Below are 17,646 nucleotides of genomic sequence, written 5' to 3'. Positions count from 1 at the left end.
ATGCTGAACGCAGTCATTGCCTGGTCGCTCAACAACCGGCTGATCGTGCTGATACTGACCGGGCTGCTGGTGATCGGCGGCCTCCAGGCGGTACGGCAGACACCCCTGGACGCCATTCCGGACCTGTCGGACGTGCAGGTCATCGTCTATACCGACTACGCCGGCCAGGCGCCCCAGGTGGTGGAGGATCAGGTCACCTATCCGCTGGTGACCGCCATGCTGTCGGTGCCCAAGGCCAGCGTGGTGCGGGGCTTTTCCTTCTTCGGCGCCTCTTTCGTGTACGTGATCTTCGAAGACGGCACCGATCTCTACTGGGCCCGGTCGCGGGTGATGGAATACCTCAACGGCGCCGCCGGCCAGTTGCCGGCGGGCGTCACGCCCAGCCTGGGGCCCGACGCCACCGGGGTGGGCTGGGTGTACCAGTACGCGCTGCAGTCCGACCGGCACGATCTGGCCGAGCAGCGCACCCTGCAGGACTGGTTTATCCGCTACCAGCTGACCCAGGCCCAGGGCGTGGCCGAGGTGGCGACGGTGGGCGGCTTCGTGCGCCAGTACCAGGTGGTGGTGGATCCGGTGCGGCTGCGCGCCTACGGCCTGTCGTTCATGGAGGTGGCCGAGGCTATCCGCCAGAGCAACCTGGACGTGGGCGGCCGGGCGGTGGAAATGAGCGAAACCGAGTACATGGTGCGGGGGCGCGGCTACCTGACCGGGGTGGCAGATTTGCGCCAGATAGTGCTCAAGGCCAGCCAGGGCGTGCCGGTGTTGTTGGGGGATGTCGCCCGCATCGAGCTGGGCCCGGATGAGCGGCGCGGCCTGGCCGAGCTCAACGGTGAGGGGGAAGTGGTCGGCGGCATCGCCGTGGCCCGCTACGGCGAGAACGCCCTGGCGGTGATCGACAACCTCAAGCAGACCCTGGCCCGGTTGGCGCCGGGCCTGCCCGAGGGGCTGGAACTGCTGCCGGTGTACGACAGATCCGAGCTTATCCAGCGCGCCATCGACAACCTCAGCCTCAAGCTGCTGGAAGAAAGCCTGGTGGTGGCCCTGGTGTGCTTCGTGTTCCTGCTCCATGCGCGCAGCGCCCTGGTGGCCATCGTCACCCTGCCGCTCGGCATCCTGTTCGCCTTTATCTGCATGCGCGCCCTGGGGCTGGGCAGCAACATCATGAGCCTGGGCGGCATCGCCATCGCCATCGGCGCCATGATCGACGCCTCCATCGTCATGATCGAAAACGCCCACAAGCACCTGGAGCGGGCGCCGCCGGGCAAGTCGCGCCATGCCATCATGCTGGAGGCCTGCCAGGAGGTGGGCCCGGCGCTGTTCTTCAGCCTGCTGATCATCACGGTGTCCTTCCTGCCGGTGTTCGCGCTGGAAGATCAGGAAGGACGGCTGTTCTCGCCGCTGGCCTACACCAAGACCTTCGCCATGGCCGGGGCCGCCCTGCTGTCGGTGACCCTGGTGCCGGTGCTGATGCTGATGTTCGTGCGCGGCCGCATCATTGCCGAGCGGCGCAACCCGGTCAACCGCGTGCTGATGTGGCTGTACCGGCCCTGGATCCACGGCGTGCTGCGCTGGAAGAAGCTGACCCTGCTGCTGGCGGTGGCGGCTTTGGTGAGTACCTGGTGGCCCTATGCCCGGCTCGGCAGCGAATTCATGCCCAGCCTCAACGAGGGCACCCTGCTGTTCATGCCCGCCTCGCTGCCGGGCATGTCGGTGACCAAGGCGGCCGAGCTGGTGCAGACCCAGAACAAGATCATCAAGAGCTTTCCCGAGGTGGCCTCGGTGTTCGGCAAGGCCGGGCGGGCCAACTCGGCCACGGATCCGGCCCCGCTCGAGATGTTCGAGACGGTGATCAACCTGAAACCGGAGCGGGAGTGGCGCCCTGGCCTGACCCTGGACGGGCTGATCGCCGAGCTGGACCAGGCGGTCAGCCTGCCCGGCATCGCCAACGCCTGGACCATGCCGATCAAGGCGCGCACCGACATGCTCTCCACCGGCATACGGACCCCCATCGGCATCAAGGTGTTCGGCCAGGATCTGCAGGAGATAGAGCGGCTGTCGCGGCAGATAGAGGCGGTGGTGCGGCAGGTGCCGGGCACCAGCAGCGCCTTCGCCGAACGCCTGACCGGGGGCTATTACCTCACCATCAGCCCGGATCGGCGCCAGCTGGCGCGCTACGGCCTGAGCATGGCCGAGGTGCAGTCGGTGATCGCCGCCGCCCTGGGCGGCGAGCTGGTGACCACCACGGTGGAGGGGCGGGAGCGCTTCGGCGTGAGCCTGCGCTACCCGCGCGAACTGCGCGGCGACCCGGACACCATCGCCCGCGAGGTGCTGGTGGCCGGCATGGACGGGGCCCTGATCCCGCTCGGCCAGCTGGCGGACATCCGCATCGAGCAGGGCACGCCGGGCATCCGCACCGAAAACGGCCTGCTGTCGGCCTACATCTACGTCGACATCCGCGAGCGGGACATCGGCGGCTACGTGGCCGAGGCCCGCCAGGCGGTGCAGGAGCAGGTGTCCTTCCCGCCCGGCTACTACGCGGTGTGGAGCGGCCAGTTCGAGAGCATGGAACGGGCCATGGAGAAGATGAAGCTGGTGGTGCCGGCCACCCTGGCGCTGATCTTCCTGCTGCTCTACCTCAACTTCCGGCGCCTGACCGAGACCCTGATCGTGATGCTGTCGGTGCCTTTCGCCCTGATCGGCGGAGTCTGGCTGCTGTGGTGGCTCGACTACAACCTGAGCGTGGCGGTGGCGGTGGGCTTTATCGCCCTGGCCGGGGTGGCGGCCGAGACCGGGGTGATCATGCTGATCTACCTGGATCAGGCCTGGCAGACGCTGTGCCGCCAGTGCCGGGCGGAGGGACGGGCCCCGGCGGCGGCCGATCTCTATATCGCCGTTATCGAGGGCGCGGTGGAGCGGGTGCGGCCCAAGATGATGACGGTGGTGTCGGTGATGGCCGGCCTGCTGCCGATCATGTGGGGCACCGGCACCGGCTCCGAGGTGATGCGCCGCATCGCCGCCCCCATGGTGGGCGGCATGGTGTCCTCGACCATACTGACCCTGCTGGTGATACCGGCGCTCTACGCCTGGATCAACGAGCGGCGGCTGGAACGGTCGTAAAAAGGGCTTGACCTTACCCTTGTGGTCAGGTTGAAACTAAGGGTGAAGCAATCAGACCCGAGGAGAGAGTGATGCTGACCTTTACCCTGCCCGACATGAGCTGCGGCCACTGCACCGGCGCCATCAGCCGGGCGCTGAAAGAACTGGATCCAGACTGCGTGCTGGCATTCGACCTGGCGGCGCACCGCCTGCAGGTGGAGAGCGCCGTCGACCGGGACGAGGTGATCGAGGCCCTGGTGGAGGCCGGCTACCCGCCGGCCTGAGCCGGGCGGACATCTTTTTAACCGCGGTGCGCCATGGACGCCCGCCTTTGCGGGAGTGACACCGCACCCTCATGCCCGCGCAGGCGGGCATCCAGGGATGGAGCACCATACCGGATGACGGCACTACGGAGGTTCCCATGAATATCGGAGAAGCGGCGCGGCGGACCGGGGTGTCGGCCAAGATGATCCGCCACTATGAACAGAACGGCCTGCTCAGGCCGGCGACCCGCACCGAGGCCGGCTACCGGCAATACGACCAGCACAGCGTCGAGGAACTCAAGTTCATCCGCCAGGCGCGGGTGCTGGGCTTTTCCATCCGCCAGATTGAAGACCTGCTCCGGCTGCGGCGGGATCCGCACCGGGCCAGCCGGGCGGTACGCGAGCTGGCCGAGCAGCACCTGGCGGAAGTGGAGAGCAAGATGCGGGAGCTGGCCGCCATGAAAGCCACCCTGGAACAACTGATCGCCGCCTGCCCGGGAGATGATCACCCCGACTGCGCCATACTGGAACGGCTCTCCGGCCCGACGAAAGAATAATGCGGAAAAATCGCCATGGTGGCTTGACCTTCCCATGATGGTAAGCCTGATAGTCAGCCCATAATGTCAAACCGAGGAATTCCATCATGACCGCATTACCTCAAACCGCTTTTCTTGACGAGCATCGCCTCAGGTTGCCGATTGCAGGCATGACCTGCGCTTCCTGCGTGCGACGGGTGGAAAAGGCGCTGCTTGCCACACCCGGGGTGCAGTCGGCCTCGGTCAACCTGGCCGCGGAAAGCGCCGAACTCATCCTGGACCGGGAGGTCGCCCCCGCGACCCTGGTCGCTGCCCTGGAAAAAGCCGGCTACCACAGCCGTACCGAGCAACTGGAGCTTGCCATCATCGGCATGAGCTGTGCCTCCTGCGTGGGGCGGGTAGAGAAGGCGCTCGCCGGTCTGCCCGGGGTCTTGTCGGCCAGCGTCAACCTGGCCGCCGAGCAGGCCCGGGTGGAGGTACTGGCCGGCAACCAGGACGCGGCCAGCCTGGTCGAGGCCATCCGCCGGGCCGGCTACGACGCCGTTCCCCTGTCCGCCGAGCGGGAAGACGACAGCCAGCGGCGGGAGCGGGAACAACTTGTCCTCAAGCGGGCCTTCTGGCTGGCGGCGGTGCTGACCCTGCCGGTGTTCGTGCTGGAGATGGGCGCCCATTTCGTGCCCGGTATGCACCACTGGCTTGAGCAGACCCTGGGCCGGTCGCTCAACTGGGGAGTCCAGTTCGTGCTCACCAGCCTGGTGCTGTTCGGCCCCGGCCTGCGCTTTCTGCAGAAGGGGCTGCCTGCCCTGGTGCGCGGCGCGCCCGATATGAACTCCCTGGTGGCCCTGGGCACCCTGGCAGCCTGGGGGTTTTCGGTGGTGGCCACCTTCGCCGGCCACTGGCTGCCGGCGGGCAGCCGCCATGTCTACTACGAGGCGGCGGCGGTGATCGTGACGCTGATCCTGCTCGGCCGCTATCTGGAGGCGAGGGCCAAGGGGCGCACCGGCGAGGCCATCGCCCGGCTGCTGAGCCTGCAGGTCAAGACCGCCCGGGTGCGGCGTGGGGAGGAATGGCGGGAAGTCCCCCTGGCCGAGGTGCGGGTGGGGGACCGGGTGCAGGTGCGCCCGGGGGAGCGGATCCCGGTGGACGGGCGGGTGCTTGAGGGCAGTTCCTATGTGGACGAGTCCATGCTCACCGGCGAACCGGTGCCGGTGGCCAAGCAGGTAGGGGACGAGGTGGTGGGCGGCACCGTCAACAAGAACGGCGCGCTCGGCTTCGAGGCCGTCAAGGTGGGTGCCGATACCCTGCTGGCCCAGATCATCCGCATGGTGGAGCAGGCCCAGGGCGCCAAGCTGCCGATCCAGGCGCTGGTGGACAGGGTTACCGCCGTGTTCGTGCCGGTGGTGATGACGGTGGCGGTGCTGACCTTCCTGGTCTGGCTGTGGCTGGGGCCCGAGCCCGCGCTCACCTTCGCCCTGGTCAACGGCGTGGCGGTGCTGATCATCGCCTGCCCCTGCGCCATGGGCCTGGCCACGCCCACCTCCATCATGGTCGGCACCGGCCGGGCCGCCGACATGGGCATACTGTTTCGCAAGGGTCAGGCGCTGCAAAGCCTGCGCGAGGCGAGCGTCATCGCCCTGGACAAGACCGGTACCCTGACCCGGGGCCGGCCGGAGCTGACCGAGCTGCTGGTGCGGCCGGGGTTCGACGAGGCCGAGGTGCTGGCCCTGGTGGCGGCGGTGGAACGGCAGTCCGAGCACCCCATCGCCGAGGCCATCGTCCGGGCGGCCGAAGCGCGGGGCCTGGCCCTGGCCGAGCCGCAAGGGTTCGAGGCGCTGCCGGGGCTGGGGGTGTCCGCCACCGTCGCCGGCCGGCGGTTGCAGGTGGGCGCCGATCGCTACCTGACACAGCTGGGGCTGAGCCTGGACGAGGTGAGCGAGGCCGCCGCCGGGCTGGCCTCGGCCGGCAAGAGCCCGCTCTACGTGGTGGTCGACGGTCGCCTGGCGGCGGCCATGGCGGTGGCGGATCCGGTCAAGGAGGGCACGCCGGAGGCCATCGCCGCCCTGCACCGTCTGGGATTGAAGGTCGCCATGATCACCGGCGACAACCGGCGCACCGCCGCGGCCATCGCCGCCGAGCTCGGCATCGACGAGGTGGTGGCCGAGGTGATGCCGGACGGCAAGGTGGCGGCGTTGCAGGCACTGCGCGCGCGCTTCGGGGCCGTGGCCTTCGTGGGCGACGGCATCAACGACGCCCCGGCCCTGGCCGAGGCGGAGGTGGGCATCGCCATCGGCACCGGCACCGACATCGCCATCGAAGCGGCGGAGGTGGTGCTGATGGGCGGGGATCTGCGCGCCGTGCCCAATGCCCTGGCCATCAGCCGGGCCACCCTGCGCAATATCCGCCAGAACCTGTTCTGGGCCTTCGCCTACAACGCCAGCCTGATCCCGCTGGCGGCGGGTGCCCTCTACCCGGCGCTGGGCCTGCTGCTGTCGCCCATGGTGGCGGCGGGCGCCATGGCCCTGTCCAGCGTCTTCGTGGTGGGCAACGCCTTGCGCCTGAAAAGGGTGAAGCTGTGAGCCCGGAGCCTACAACCAGAAGCCCAGCAGCATAAAGGCCGGGATCAGCACCAGCAGCGGGCACTTGAACACCCGCAGGGCCAGCAGTCCCAGGGCGGCGGCGGCCAGGGCCGGGGCGCCGGTGACACTGCTGACGAACACCGGCTGGTACAGCGCCGCCAGCAACAACCCCACCACGGCGGCGTTGATGCCGGTGACGGCGCCGGCCATCAGCGGCCGGGCCGCCAATGCCTGCCAGCCGTGCTGCAGTGCCAGCAGCAGCAGGAAGCCGGGCAGGAACACCCCGAAGGTGGCCACCAGGGCGCCCAGCACCGGTGACGCCGGCCACAGCTCGGCGCCGAGAAAGGTGGCCAGGGTGAACATGGGGCCGGGCATGGCCTGGGCGGCGGCGTAGCCGGTGAGGAAGGCCTCACTGCTTATCCGCTCGCCCAGCAGGCCCTGCAGCAGCGGCAGCACCACATGGCCGCCGCCGAACACCAGGCTGCCGGCCTGATAGAAGTCGGCGAAGATCCGGGCGGTGCCGTCCAGATGCAGCAGCCAGGGCAGCAGGAAGAGGCCGGCGAACAGCAACAGAAAGGGCCAGTTGGGGCCTATTTTCCGGTGGCTGTCCCCGCCGGTTTTCCGCAACCACAGGGCGCCCACCAGGGCCGCCGCCAGCAGGGCGGTGAACTGGGCGGGCAGCCCGGGCACCAGCCACAGCAGGGCGGCGGTGCCCACCGCCAGTGCCAGGGTCAGCCGCTGGCGGCAGAATTGGCCGGCCATGGTCAGCACGGCGTCGGCCACCACCACCAGGGCGAACAGCTTGAGGCCGGCGATCGCCGCCAGGGCGGCGGGCTGGCTGGCCCAGGCCTGGCCGGCCAGGGCCAGCCCCAGCATCAGCAGGAAGGAGGGCAGGGTGAAGCCGATAAAGGCGGCGACGGCGCCGCCCAGGCCGGCGCGCTGGTAGCCGATGGCGAAGCCGAGCTGGCTGGAGGCCGGCCCGGGCAGGAACTGGCACAGGGCGAGGGTGGAGGCGAAACGATCCTGCGGGATCCAGCCGAGTTCTTGCACGAAGTGGCGCTGAAAATAACCGATATGGGCGGCGGGGCCGCCGAAGCTGACCCAGCCCAGCTTGAAGAACTGCCAGAACACCTGAAACATGTATATTACCCATTTTTAGACTTCAACTATCATCATGATAACGGCTAAGTGTTGAATTTCTATGATGATGTCGCACGTATTCCGGCGGAAAACCCTGAGTGGAACGAGAGCTGGGATAGTTAAAAAGTGATTTGTTGTTGATATGCGTCAATAAAACCTTTCTTTAACAATGCAGGGGGCTGACCCCTTGGGTATAGTCTGCGCTTTGGTGACAAGGAGAGTACCCCGCCATGGCCGGACGCCCGACCACGATTAAGCGTTATCTGTTGAATCGTACCCTGCTGTTCTCCGTGATCGGCTTCCTGTTGTTATTGCTGGTGGCCAACCAGGCCTACCAGAGCAGCATTCGGGAAAATGCACGGCAGGTGGCGGCCTCGGTGGCGGAGAACACCTTCAATTCCATGTACCTGATCATGAGCCAGGGCTGGACCCGCGACCAGCTGGAGTCCTTCCTGGCCCAACTGGAGGCGGGCAGCGCCGGCGGCAGCTTCCATATCGGCCTGTACCGGGGCGAGCTGGTCAATGAACGCTTCGGCGATATCGAGCAGCCGACGCCGGATGCGGCGCTGCAACAGGCCCTGCACAGCGGCGACATCGCCGCCTTCGACCGGGGCGAACACCTGCGCTACCTCTATCCGCTCAACGCCAGCGAGAACTGCCTGGCCTGCCATACCAATGCCCGGCCGGGGGATACCCTGGGGGTGATCGAGGTCGGCCAGGATCTCTCGCCCCAGCTGGGGCTGGCCAACCGCAACCTGCTCTATTACCTGCTATTGTTGTCGCCGCTGCCGCTGTTGTTCGCCTTCTGGGCGGTGCGCCGGGTCAGCCTGCATATCAACGACTCGGTGCAGCATCTGTCGCGCAGCATAGAGCAGGTAGAGACGCTGTCGGATCTGTCGCGGATGGGGGAGGCGCGGCGTCAGTTCCGCTTCGAGGAGATGAACAACATCTTCGGCCAGGTGGAGCAGCTGGCGGACAAGCTGCGCAACATAGCGGTGGACAAGGATCTGCTGGAATTCGAGATCCGGCTGCTGGAAAAGTTCGTGATCACCTCGGAAGTGGTGCGCGACTGGCGGGAATACGTCAACGTGCTGATGCTCGACATCAACCGGGTACTGGACATCTACACCATGTTTTCCATCTTCAAGGTGGACGACGAGTTGTTCGACCTGGAGATCTTCTGGTTGCGCCCGCCCAGCCCCCGCACCCGTGACATGATGGAGCGGGCGGTACTGGCCCGGCTCAGGGCCCGGGATTCCTTCTTCAGCCACAGCGAGTTCAAACTGCACCACAACATGGTGCAGGGCGGCGGCGAGGCGGTGATCGAGCTGGACGCCCGCGACATCGAGCTGCAGACCAAGTCGCTGCTGGTGGAAACCCCCAAGATCGGCGGTATCGTCGGCATCGGGGTACAGGCGGACATCGTCAAGGACAAGACCAAGGTGCTGGTGCTGGAAAGTATCCTCTCCACCCTGCTCAACGTGGTGGGCTCGGTCAAGGCCATCTACAAGTACACCCGGGATCTGGAGTACTACGCCACCCGGGATCCGCTCACCAACCTCTACAACCAGCGCATGTTCTGGGAGCTGCTCGAGTACGAGCTGGACCGCAGCCGCCGGCACGGCTATCCGGTGGCCATGCTGCTGCTGGATCTGGACAACTTCAAGTCGGTCAACGACGGCTACGGCCATGCCAGCGGCGACCGGCTGCTGACCGAGCTGTCGCTGCTGCTCAAGCAGCAGCTCGGCAACGGCGATGTGCTGGCCCGCTACGGCGGCGACGAATTCGTCATCGTGCTGCCGGAAGCCAATCTGGAGCAGGCCGGGCGGGTGAGTGAGCGGGTGCTGAAGGCGCTGGACGGCTTCGTGATGGAACACGAGGGCGGCGCCCTCAAGACCACCTGCTCCATCGGGGTGGGCATTTACCCCGACCATGCGGACAACGCCAAGGAGCTGTTCATGTTCGTGGACAACCTGATGTATCGCGCCAAGGCTCAGGGCAAGAACCGGGTCAGCCTGCCGAAAGAGCAGGATGTGGCCGACATCTTCCGCGACATGAGCGAGAAAACCCAGCTGGTGAACCAGGCCATAGAGCAGCGTACCCTGCTGCCGGTGTTCCAGCCCATCCAGCCCCTGGCCGAGGGCGAGCCGGGGGCGGTGGAGGTGCTCAGCCGGATCCGGCTGGCGGACGACAGCCTGATGAACGCCGGCGAGTTCATCGAGATCGCCGAGTCCATGGGCAAGGTGCACCTGCTCGACTACATAGTGATGGAGAAGGCCTTCGCTCAGGTGCGCGACACCGGTTACCGGGGGCTGCTGTTTATCAACCTGTCGCCCCGGGCGGTGCTGGTCAACGACTTCCTGGCCCGGGTCAACGCCCTGGTGGTTCAATATGCCATGAGCCCGGAGCGGGTGGTGTTCGAGATCACCGAGCGGGACACGGTAAAGAGCATGGCACTGCTGGAGAAGTTCATCCGGGCCCTGAAGGATGCCGGATTTTTGCTGGCGATCGACGATTTTGGCTCGGGTTTTTCCTCATTTCACTACCTGAAGCACCTGCCCATCGACTTCGTCAAGATCGAGGGCGAGTTTATCGCCAACATGGCCAACGACAGCCGGGACATGGCCTTCGTCAGCAGCATCACCCAGCTGGCGCGCCAGCTGGAGGTGAAGACGGTGGCCGAGTACGTGGAAACGGAAGAGGTGCTGGCGCTGGTGCGGGCCACCGGCATCGACTATGCCCAGGGCTACCATATCGGCCGGCCGACGCCGGAGCTGGCGTCCGTGATGACGCGGATGGGCTGAGCCGCTGCAGTTGCGCGACTGAGTCTATACTTTTGACAGACTGCTCACCCCGAACCCTGGAGGCAGACCGATGAGGTGCAGGAGGATAATGGCGATGCTGGTGGCGTTGGGCCTGGTCGCGGGCCTCGCCGGCTGCAATACCTTTGCCGGCGCCGGCAAGGACATCCAGCGGGGTGGCGAGGTGGTGGAAGAGGCCGCCCGGGACGTGCAGCAGCAGATGTAGCTGCCGGGAGCACACCATAGAGCGGGGCGGCCCTTGGCCGCCCCGTTGTTGTTGTGAGGGCCTGAGGCGGACGCCTACTCTGCTGCCCCTTCCTTCAGGATGCGCCGGGCCCGGGCCATGACGGGGGCGTCCACCATATTGCCCCGCACCGCCACCACGGCGCCGTTCACCCTCTGTTCCGCTTCCAGTATGCGCCTGGCCCAGGCTATCTGGGCCTGGGTGGGCACCATGGCCCGCTGTGCCGGGCCCACCTGTTTGGGGTGGATCAGCAGCACGCCGCCGAACCCCAGTCGCATGGCCTGGCGGGCATAGTTCATCAGTCCCTCTTCGTCGTGGATGGCGGTGTAGATGGCGTCCAGCGGCGCCGCCAGGCCGTGGGCCCGGGAGGCCATCACCAGCTGGCTGCGGGCGAACAGAAAGGCCGACTCGTCGTGGGGCTCGCCTTCCGGCGGCGGATAGTCCATGCCCAGATCCACCGCCAGATCCAGCTTGCCGAACAGCAGCCGTCTCACCCCGGTGGCGGCGGCGAGCGCATCGAGGCGGGCGAAGGCCTGGGCCGACTCGACAAAGGGCAGCAGGGGCTTGTCGGTGACGTTGGCCAGCTCCGCCAGGGCGTGCGGGTCTTCGGCCTTGGGCACCACTATGGCGGCGATGGCCGGGGAGCGACACAGCAGGGTGTCCTGGGTGAACCAGGGACTGCCGGTACCGTTGATGCGTACCAGCACCGAGGCGGGAGGCCGCCCGTCCAGCCAGCCGGCCAGGGTGGCACGGGCGCCGTCCTTTTCCGCCGCCGGTACCGCGTCCTCCAGGTCGACGATGACGGCGTCGGCGCCGGCGGCCAGCGCCTTCTCATAGCGTTCCGGCCGGTTGGCCGGCACGAACAACAGGGTTTGCAGAGCGTTGATATCCATAAAAAGCCCCAGTAATCCGGGCATCGGGCCCGGAGATCCGTAAGGAGACTTCTATTTAGACCATGGACGGTGGTGCTGTAAACAGGCGGGGGCATTTTGTGTGAATGGCGTGAGCCAGGGCCCGGTGCCGGCCTGACGCCATACCGGCTCCATGGAGACAGCGGCAGGCTATTTGGTTTGGGCGTAGGCGGGGGTGGTGCTGGCCTGGGGGACGGCGGTCTGGGGCCGGGCCGGGTGCAGGGCGGGCAGCTGCTGCCAGATTTGCCGGCAGGTTTGCTCCGGCGAACAGTAGAAGCTGCCGTTGAGCTGGGTGTTGGCCAGCAAGAAGGTACGCAACTGTTTGAACAGCTTGAGGTTCACGGGTTGCGGCCGGTTCCAGAAGGCATTGAGTGAGCACTGGCTGGTCAGGCCGGGAATATCGTACAGTGCCTGGCCCAGGGTAATGGTGGGCACATGATGCAGCAGGGCGGAAATGCCCACGGTGCTGTTGACGGTCACCACGCCCTTGCAGTGGTGGTAGAGCTCGGGCAAGGAGAGATCGAAGCCGTAAAACACCCGGTCGGCAATGGCGAGGCGTTTGCCCTCCTGGCGCAGCAGGCGGCCGTAGTTGGTGTAGCCCCTGTCCATGGGGTGGTGCTTGAACAGCAGCACGGCCTGGTCCGGCGCGTATTTGGCGAACGAGTCCAGAATATGGTGGATGGACTCGGCCACGTCCGCGAAGGGGGAATGGGTTCTTATTTGAAAATCGTCCGCCACCTGCAATGGCACCAGAAAGATCTGGCCGGAGTGGTAATCGATCAGCTTTTGTTGCAGGCCCTTGTCGTGGGCGGTGTGGCTGTATTTGGTGTACCAGCCTTTCAGCCAGGCGGTGCCTTCCTGCCAGTAGGGGCGGTGGCGGTGGTGCACATAGTGCCGGAAGCGCGGCCGGCTGAGCTGCATGTTCAGGTAGTAGCGCATGGCGTAATAGATGCGGCGCTTGAAGTTGGGCTTGATGTCAAAGCCGTGCGCCGGATGCTCTGTGGGCTGCTCAGGCAGCAAATCTTCCAGTTTATTAAACCAGGAACTATGGGCGTTAACACCATTTTGCTCCAGGGTTATATAATGTGGTCGCAGATATCCCTCTTCGAATACAAAAAAGCGGATATTGTGACTTAGGCAAAACTGGCGGGCCACGGCGTGGTATTCGCGGCAGTCGCTGTAGCAGAACACGGTGTCTATGCGATGTTGCTGGATGTAGTTGCCCAGAAAGTGGCGCCACTCGGGCAGGGAGCCGGTGTAATTGACATTGGTGCCCTTGCAGGGCCAGCAGCCGTCGCCGCCGTTGAAGTTGATCTTGTGTACGCGAATGCCCTGCTCATCCAAAAAGCGCGAAAAGTGCCGGAAAAAAGGCCCCAGTGGTCCTTGGAGTAACAAGACTGAGTGCATCACGGGTTCCGTTTGGTAAATGCTGTTCGGTTGTTTTTATTGGGTTGGTGTGCTCACAAGAATGCGGGCGGATGGTATCACATTAATGGCCGGGCGACATACCCGAATTGCGCGCGGATGGGGCGGAATCTGGCGCAGTGAATGGAGTGGGGCCGGAGGGCCCCGAATTATTTAATGGTTTGCTTATGCAAGCCTTTTTGCAGCATCAGGTCTACCAGCGGCTGTTCGCGCTTGTTGGCGCGGCGGCAGTGATCCTGCTGGAACTTGTCGGTAAGCCATATCACAAAGCGGGCCCAGCGCTTGTGCTCGCGCTCGCGCCAGGCGTGGGAGGAGATGGACTCCCAGGCATAGCCGTTGAACACGGAGGCGTTGACGAAGTGGTCCAGCGCCCTCACGCCGCTGCGCGCCCGCTCCGTTTTGCCCAGAAAGCCCACGTAGCAGATGATCAAATAGCCGAGCACGGCCAGCGGCACCACGGCACACATCAAGATAAAGCCGGCAATGCGTTCTTTCATGATTCCTGTTTCGTCCTGGGGGTGAGTACCAGCTGCATGCCGTTGGCCGAGCGAATGGTCAGGCGTCCCACCGGCTCGGGCACAAAGCCCGGCGCCAGGGCAAAGCGGTAGTCCCGCAGCAGGATGGCCAGGATCAGGCTGGCCTCCTGCTGGGCAAAGGCCGCGCCTATGCATACCCGGGGGCCGGCGCCAAACGGCAGGTAAGATTTGCTCAAGGGGGTTTTCAGCTCCTTGCTGGTGAAGCGGTAAGGATCGAAGCCGTCGGGATTATCCCAGAATTCCCGATGGCGGTGGATCAGCCAGGGGGAAATGGCCACGGACGAGCCCTTGGGCATTTTCTTGTCGCGCATTTCGGTGTGGCGGGCGCACTCCCGGGTTAAAAAACCCACCGGCGGGTAGAGGCGCAGGGCCTCGCGAAAGCAGTCGCGCACCAGCACCATTTTTCTCATGGCTTCCACGCTCACCGGCTGCTCGGCCAGCACCCGCTGCACTTCCTGATGGGCCTGCTCCTGGATATCCGGATAGAGGGCCAGCAAATAGAGCGACCAGGTCAGGGCGCTGGCCGAGGTCTCGTGCCCGGCCAGGAACAGCATGGAAATCTGGTCCACGATTTCGCTGAAGGAGAACGGCTGGCCGGTGTTTTCATCGGTGGTGAGCAGCAAGGAGGACAAAATGTCCTGCTGCTGCTCCAGCTCGGCCCGGGAGCGGGGACAGCCGGCGCGGGCCGCTTCGGCCTGCTGGTAGCGGGGGCGAACGATGTCTTCGATGGTGTGGCGGATCTCCTGGGCGGCCTGCAGGCGCTTGCGCTCGCCTGCCCCCAGCCGCAGCCAGCCCGGCAGCTTGAACATCGTGCACAGGGCCTGCTTGGGCGACTCGGCCTGAAAGAGCACGAAGGCGTCGAGTATGCGGTGGGCCTGTTCCGGCTCCAGCCTGGCAGACATGATGGTGCGGAAGATGATGTCGGCGGTGACGTAGGTCATTTCCGGATCGATATCCAGCGCCGTCGGGCCCTGGGCCAGCCTGGCCGACATATCGGCCACGGCGTCTTGCATCAGCCCGAACACCTGCTGCACCCGGGCGTGCTTGAAGGCCGGGTCGAGCATGTCGCGCTGTTTTTGCCACTGTTCGCCGTTGGTGGTGAAAATGCTTTCGCCCAGCAGGGGCGCCAGAATGTCCCCCAGCAAGCGGTTCTTGGGAAAGTCGGCGACGTCCTGCACCAGCACCCGGCGCACCAGTTCGGGCTGGTTGATCATATAGAGTCGCAGGCCGGGCATCGCGTATTCGCCCATTTTCATGCGGTAGCTGCGTTCGTAGAGGGCGTTCAGCCAGGAGTGGCGTTTCTTGAAGAACACCTTCCACAGCGAGGCTTTGCTCTTGCCGGGTTGAGGAAAGACCGGGCAGGTCATGGCTGCTCCTTTAAGCGATGGGTCATGGCCAGGGGGCCGGCGGTAAAGGCAAAAAAGTCGTAGGGGCCGGGCTTGTCGGTGGCCATGAGATAAAGAAAGTGCATGGTATACCAGGCCCGGCGCAGCTGCTTGTAGTGATTGGCTTCGTACAGGGTAAAGAAGCGGGGCGACAGCAACCGCGGCCCGGCGTTGGGCCCCCGCGGCAGCCCGCAGGAGGTCACGGGGTCGAGCAAGGGGAAGCAGGCGCCGTCGGTGGGGGCGGTGTAATCCAGCCACAGCAGGCGCGGATCTTGCCCCAATTGGCCGAGTGCGGCGCGAAAGTCGCGGGCGGCGGGGTGAAAGCTGATGAGGGGGATGCATTCACCCAGGGTGAGCAGCACCACGCGCTTGTTGGCAAACAGCTCCGCCCGGGGCAGGCTGGCCAGCACCTGCGCCATGGCGGGTATCACCACCATGGTGCCCACGCTGTGGGCGATGATCACGATCTCGTCGTTGTCGCGGTTCTGGATGGCCCGGCCGATGTCACCGGCAAAGTCTTGCACGCGCTGGTTCAGGCCCGGCACCTTGCCCCGGGCCCATCTGGCCGAAAAGGCGTAGATGCGCAGCAGCCAGAACACGGCCAGCCGGTCGCCCAGGCGCTTGACGCCCTGCATCGCCAGCCAGGTAACCGCCACGATGGCAATCGCTTGCAGCAGGCCTTGGCCCCAGAGGGGCAGGGCGGCCGTGGGGAGCAGGGCGGCGGCCTGGAAGGCCAGCCCCAGGCTGAGGGCGATGCCGAGCAAGATGTATACCACCGGGTAAAAGCCGGCGATCAACTGTTTACGGGAGGCGCGGGCAAAGGTGACGACGCGCCCGCTGATAATATAGGCCCACAGGAAGCTGCACAGGTCGAGCAGGATGTCGGGCCAGCCCCGGGCCCAGTTGGCACGAATGATGTCGTCCCAGCCCAGGTAGCAGTAGTCGGTGTGGGTGTGTGCCGTGCTCAGCTGCCAGTGGTGGCTGTGGGCCGAGCGCCGGCGTCGGCGCGACACGCCGATGTTCAGGCCGTTTATCTTGGTTTGTTGCTTCGACTGGCTGCGATACAGGCCGTGATAGTGACTGGCGCCGCGAGGGTCGAAGCCGTGAATGTAGAACACCTGGCGTTGTTTAACCGTCAAACACTTGCTCCCGTTATGGTGACGGCCGTTTGCCGCGCACGAATGAGTGCGTGGCGACGGCTGCCGGCATTAATCGCGGAAATTATTAAACTGCAGCGGTTGCTCCAGCTCGCTCTGGCGCAGCAGCGCCATCACTTCCTGCAAATCGTCGCGTTTCTTGCCGCTGACCCGCACCTGGTCGCCCTGAATGGACGCCTGCACCTTGATCTTGCTGTCTTTGATCATCTTGACCAGCTTCTTGGCGAAGGCGCTGTCGATGCCCTGCTTGAAGTCGACCTCCTGGTAATAGCGCTTGCCCGAGTGCACCACGTCACCCTCGTCCATGACCTGGGTATCTATGCTGCGCTTGATCAGCTTGGCGCGGAGTATGTCCAGCATCTGCTGCAACTGGAACTCGGCGTCGGCGCTCAGTTTGACCTTGCCGTCGTTGAGGGCAAAGCTGGCCTCCACCCCCCGGAAATCGAAGCGGGTGTCCAGTTCCCGGTTGGCGTTCTCGACGGCGTTACGGACCTCGTTCATCTCCACTTCAGAGACAATATCAAAAGACGGCATCGGGCCTCCTCTCTGTGTTGCTGCTACGGCCTCGTTGCCAAAATGCGCTGGCACCGGTGGCGGTTCGCGGTTAACGTATAAATTCGTAAGGGCAGGCGTGATAATAACAAAGTTCAGGGGAACAGTGATGACTGAGTGGACCATTCTCGGTGCCGGGGCCTTGGGATCCGTGGTGGCCGGCTTGCTGCGCCGGCAGGGTGAGGCGGTTTCCCTGCTGCTGTCCGAACGCCATCGCGGGCATCTGCATCCCTGCCTGGATCTCGTTACCCTGGTGGGCCGGCACCAGTTGGTGGATACCCGCCCGCTGTTTGCCGAGCAGGCCGGGCAAATCTCTTGCCTGCTGGTGATGACCAAGGCCTATCAGGTGGTGGCCGCCCTCAAGGGGCTGCACCGGCTGCCGACGAATACGCCCATTATTCTGCTGCACAATGGCATGGGCGTTGCCGAGCAGGTGCAGGCGCTCTATCCCCACAATCCCTTGATCGTCGGCGTTTGCAGCCATGGCGCCATGAAGGAGGGCGACTGGCTGGTGCGCCATACCGGCAAGGGGGAAACCTGGCTGGGACCGGTGAACCCGGCCGCCAAGGCCTATGCGGATCTCGCCCGGCCGCTGGCCGCCGCCCTGGGGCATGCCAAGTGGAGTGAAGACATACTCGGCCTGCAGCACCGCAAGCTGGCGGTGAATGCGGTGATCAACCCGCTCACCGCCTGCCATGATATCCGCAATGGCCAGCTGCTGGAGCCCCGTTTTGCTGCCGTGCTGGAGCAACTGAGCGAGGAGGTGCACCAGGTAATGGTACAACTCGGGGAAACGGAGTCGCTCGACGATTTCCGCCGGCGTTTGCGCAAGGTGATTGAACTGACCGCCACCAATTATTCCTCCATGCACCAGGATCTGGCACAGGGCCGGCCTACCGAGATCGACCATATCACCGGCTATCTACTGGCGAAGGCCGCTACCCTGCCGGTACCGGTGTGCCGCCAGCTGTACCAGGAAGTACGCCGCCGCAGCCCGGCCTAGGCTCGACGCGATTCGTGCGTG

The 17,646-nt window shown here is 65.2% G+C and carries 14 protein-coding genes; 7 read left to right on the top strand and 7 right to left on the bottom strand.

Annotated elements, in window-relative coordinates:
* The 4 genes from ACT7DK_RS14720 to ACT7DK_RS14705 all read left to right on the top strand — a co-directional run bounded on the left by ACT7DK_RS14720 (nt 1) and on the right by ACT7DK_RS14705 (nt 6,471).
* Nucleotides 1-3,117 (top strand): efflux RND transporter permease subunit, encoded by a 3,117-nt coding sequence (locus ACT7DK_RS14720; RefSeq protein ID WP_445400422.1) that lies wholly within the window; start codon nt 1-3, stop codon nt 3,115-3,117.
* A 71-nt stretch (nt 3,118-3,188) separates the two neighbouring features.
* On the top strand, nt 3,189-3,380 hold the full coding sequence (locus ACT7DK_RS14715) for a heavy-metal-associated domain-containing protein (RefSeq protein WP_445400420.1): 192 nt from the start codon (nt 3,189-3,191) through the stop codon (nt 3,378-3,380).
* Between the two features lie 137 nt (nt 3,381-3,517).
* Complete coding sequence (gene cueR / locus ACT7DK_RS14710) at nt 3,518-3,916, top strand: Cu(I)-responsive transcriptional regulator (RefSeq protein ID WP_445400418.1); 399 nt, start codon at nt 3,518-3,520, stop codon at nt 3,914-3,916.
* A gap of 86 nt (nt 3,917-4,002) precedes the next feature.
* Nucleotides 4,003-6,471, top strand: coding sequence for a heavy metal translocating P-type ATPase (locus tag ACT7DK_RS14705; RefSeq protein WP_445400416.1), 2,469 nt, complete (start codon nt 4,003-4,005; stop codon nt 6,469-6,471).
* Nucleotides 6,472-6,480: 9 nt separating this feature from the next.
* Here the strand turns inward: ACT7DK_RS14705 and chrA are convergent, their stop codons facing one another.
* Nucleotides 6,481-7,611, bottom strand: coding sequence for a chromate efflux transporter (gene chrA, locus ACT7DK_RS14700; RefSeq protein ID WP_445400413.1), 1,131 nt, complete (start codon nt 7,609-7,611; stop codon nt 6,481-6,483).
* A 230-nt stretch (nt 7,612-7,841) separates the two neighbouring features.
* Here chrA and ACT7DK_RS14695 point away from each other — a divergent pair, with 230 nt between their 5' ends.
* Nucleotides 7,842-10,415: a putative bifunctional diguanylate cyclase/phosphodiesterase gene (locus ACT7DK_RS14695; RefSeq protein ID WP_445400411.1), complete on the top strand. Its 2,574-nt coding sequence runs from the start codon at nt 7,842-7,844 to the stop codon at nt 10,413-10,415.
* Between the two features lie 88 nt (nt 10,416-10,503).
* Entirely contained in the window at nt 10,504-10,638 is a 135-nt protein-coding gene (locus ACT7DK_RS14690) for an entericidin A/B family lipoprotein (protein ID WP_445400409.1), read from the top strand.
* Nucleotides 10,639-10,712: 74 nt separating this feature from the next.
* Here the strand turns inward: ACT7DK_RS14690 and ACT7DK_RS14685 are convergent, their stop codons facing one another.
* The 6 genes from ACT7DK_RS14685 to ACT7DK_RS14660 all read right to left on the bottom strand — a co-directional run bounded on the left by ACT7DK_RS14685 (nt 10,713) and on the right by ACT7DK_RS14660 (nt 16,604).
* On the bottom strand, nt 10,713-11,549 hold the full coding sequence (locus ACT7DK_RS14685; RefSeq protein WP_445400407.1) for an HpcH/HpaI aldolase/citrate lyase family protein: 837 nt from the start codon (nt 11,547-11,549) through the stop codon (nt 10,713-10,715).
* Between the two features lie 168 nt (nt 11,550-11,717).
* Nucleotides 11,718-12,974, bottom strand: coding sequence for a capsule biosynthesis protein (locus ACT7DK_RS14680; RefSeq protein ID WP_445400405.1), 1,257 nt, complete (start codon nt 12,972-12,974; stop codon nt 11,718-11,720).
* A gap of 167 nt (nt 12,975-13,141) precedes the next feature.
* Nucleotides 13,142-13,489 (bottom strand): hypothetical protein, encoded by a 348-nt coding sequence (locus ACT7DK_RS14675; protein WP_445400403.1) that lies wholly within the window; start codon nt 13,487-13,489, stop codon nt 13,142-13,144.
* Nucleotides 13,486-14,895 carry a cytochrome P450 gene (locus ACT7DK_RS14670; RefSeq protein WP_445400401.1) on the bottom strand — a complete coding sequence of 470 codons (1,410 nt, stop codon included), beginning with the start codon at nt 14,893-14,895 and terminating at the stop codon, nt 13,486-13,488. Before ACT7DK_RS14670 ends, ACT7DK_RS14675 begins: the two co-directional genes overlap by 4 nt.
* Complete coding sequence (locus ACT7DK_RS14665) at nt 14,892-16,052, bottom strand: hypothetical protein (RefSeq protein WP_445400399.1); 1,161 nt, start codon at nt 16,050-16,052, stop codon at nt 14,892-14,894. Before ACT7DK_RS14665 ends, ACT7DK_RS14670 begins: the two co-directional genes overlap by 4 nt.
* Before the next feature lie 69 nt (nt 16,053-16,121).
* Nucleotides 16,122-16,604 carry a YajQ family cyclic di-GMP-binding protein gene (locus ACT7DK_RS14660; RefSeq protein ID WP_445400397.1) on the bottom strand — a complete coding sequence of 161 codons (483 nt, stop codon included), beginning with the start codon at nt 16,602-16,604 and terminating at the stop codon, nt 16,122-16,124.
* A 127-nt stretch (nt 16,605-16,731) separates the two neighbouring features.
* Between ACT7DK_RS14660 and ACT7DK_RS14655 the strand changes: the two genes are divergently transcribed.
* Nucleotides 16,732-17,625, top strand: coding sequence for a ketopantoate reductase family protein (locus ACT7DK_RS14655; protein WP_445400395.1), 894 nt, complete (start codon nt 16,732-16,734; stop codon nt 17,623-17,625).
* Nucleotides 17,626-17,646 lie beyond the last annotated feature (21 nt).

The organism is Zobellella sp. An-6, from assembly GCF_052487945.1.
The sequence above is the reverse complement of the archived record's forward strand: the minus strand, read 5'-3'. Positions and strand labels throughout refer to the sequence as shown.

What these genes read in the sequence shown, in the direction of transcription:
- ACT7DK_RS14695 (WP_445400411.1), top strand. Translation starts at nt 7,842, where the DNA reads ATGGCCGGACGCCCGACCACGATTAAGCGTTATCTGTTGAATCGTACC.
- ACT7DK_RS14705 (WP_445400416.1), top strand. Translation starts at nt 4,003, where the DNA reads ATGACCGCATTACCTCAAACCGCTTTTCTTGACGAGCATCGCCTCAGG.
- ACT7DK_RS14720 (WP_445400422.1), top strand. Translation starts at nt 1, where the DNA reads ATGCTGAACGCAGTCATTGCCTGGTCGCTCAACAACCGGCTGATCGTG.
- ACT7DK_RS14680 (WP_445400405.1), bottom strand. Translation starts at nt 12,974, where the DNA reads ATGCACTCAGTCTTGTTACTCCAAGGACCACTGGGGCCTTTTTTCCGG.
- ACT7DK_RS14660 (WP_445400397.1), bottom strand. Translation starts at nt 16,604, where the DNA reads ATGCCGTCTTTTGATATTGTCTCTGAAGTGGAGATGAACGAGGTCCGT.
- ACT7DK_RS14690 (WP_445400409.1), top strand. Translation starts at nt 10,504, where the DNA reads ATGGCGATGCTGGTGGCGTTGGGCCTGGTCGCGGGCCTCGCCGGCTGC.
- cueR (WP_445400418.1), top strand. Translation starts at nt 3,518, where the DNA reads ATGAATATCGGAGAAGCGGCGCGGCGGACCGGGGTGTCGGCCAAGATG.
- chrA (WP_445400413.1), bottom strand. Translation starts at nt 7,611, where the DNA reads ATGTTTCAGGTGTTCTGGCAGTTCTTCAAGCTGGGCTGGGTCAGCTTC.
- ACT7DK_RS14715 (WP_445400420.1), top strand. Translation starts at nt 3,189, where the DNA reads ATGCTGACCTTTACCCTGCCCGACATGAGCTGCGGCCACTGCACCGGC.
- ACT7DK_RS14655 (WP_445400395.1), top strand. Translation starts at nt 16,732, where the DNA reads ATGACTGAGTGGACCATTCTCGGTGCCGGGGCCTTGGGATCCGTGGTG.
- ACT7DK_RS14685 (WP_445400407.1), bottom strand. Translation starts at nt 11,549, where the DNA reads ATGGATATCAACGCTCTGCAAACCCTGTTGTTCGTGCCGGCCAACCGG.
- ACT7DK_RS14675 (WP_445400403.1), bottom strand. Translation starts at nt 13,489, where the DNA reads ATGAAAGAACGCATTGCCGGCTTTATCTTGATGTGTGCCGTGGTGCCG.
- ACT7DK_RS14670 (WP_445400401.1), bottom strand. Translation starts at nt 14,895, where the DNA reads ATGACCTGCCCGGTCTTTCCTCAACCCGGCAAGAGCAAAGCCTCGCTG.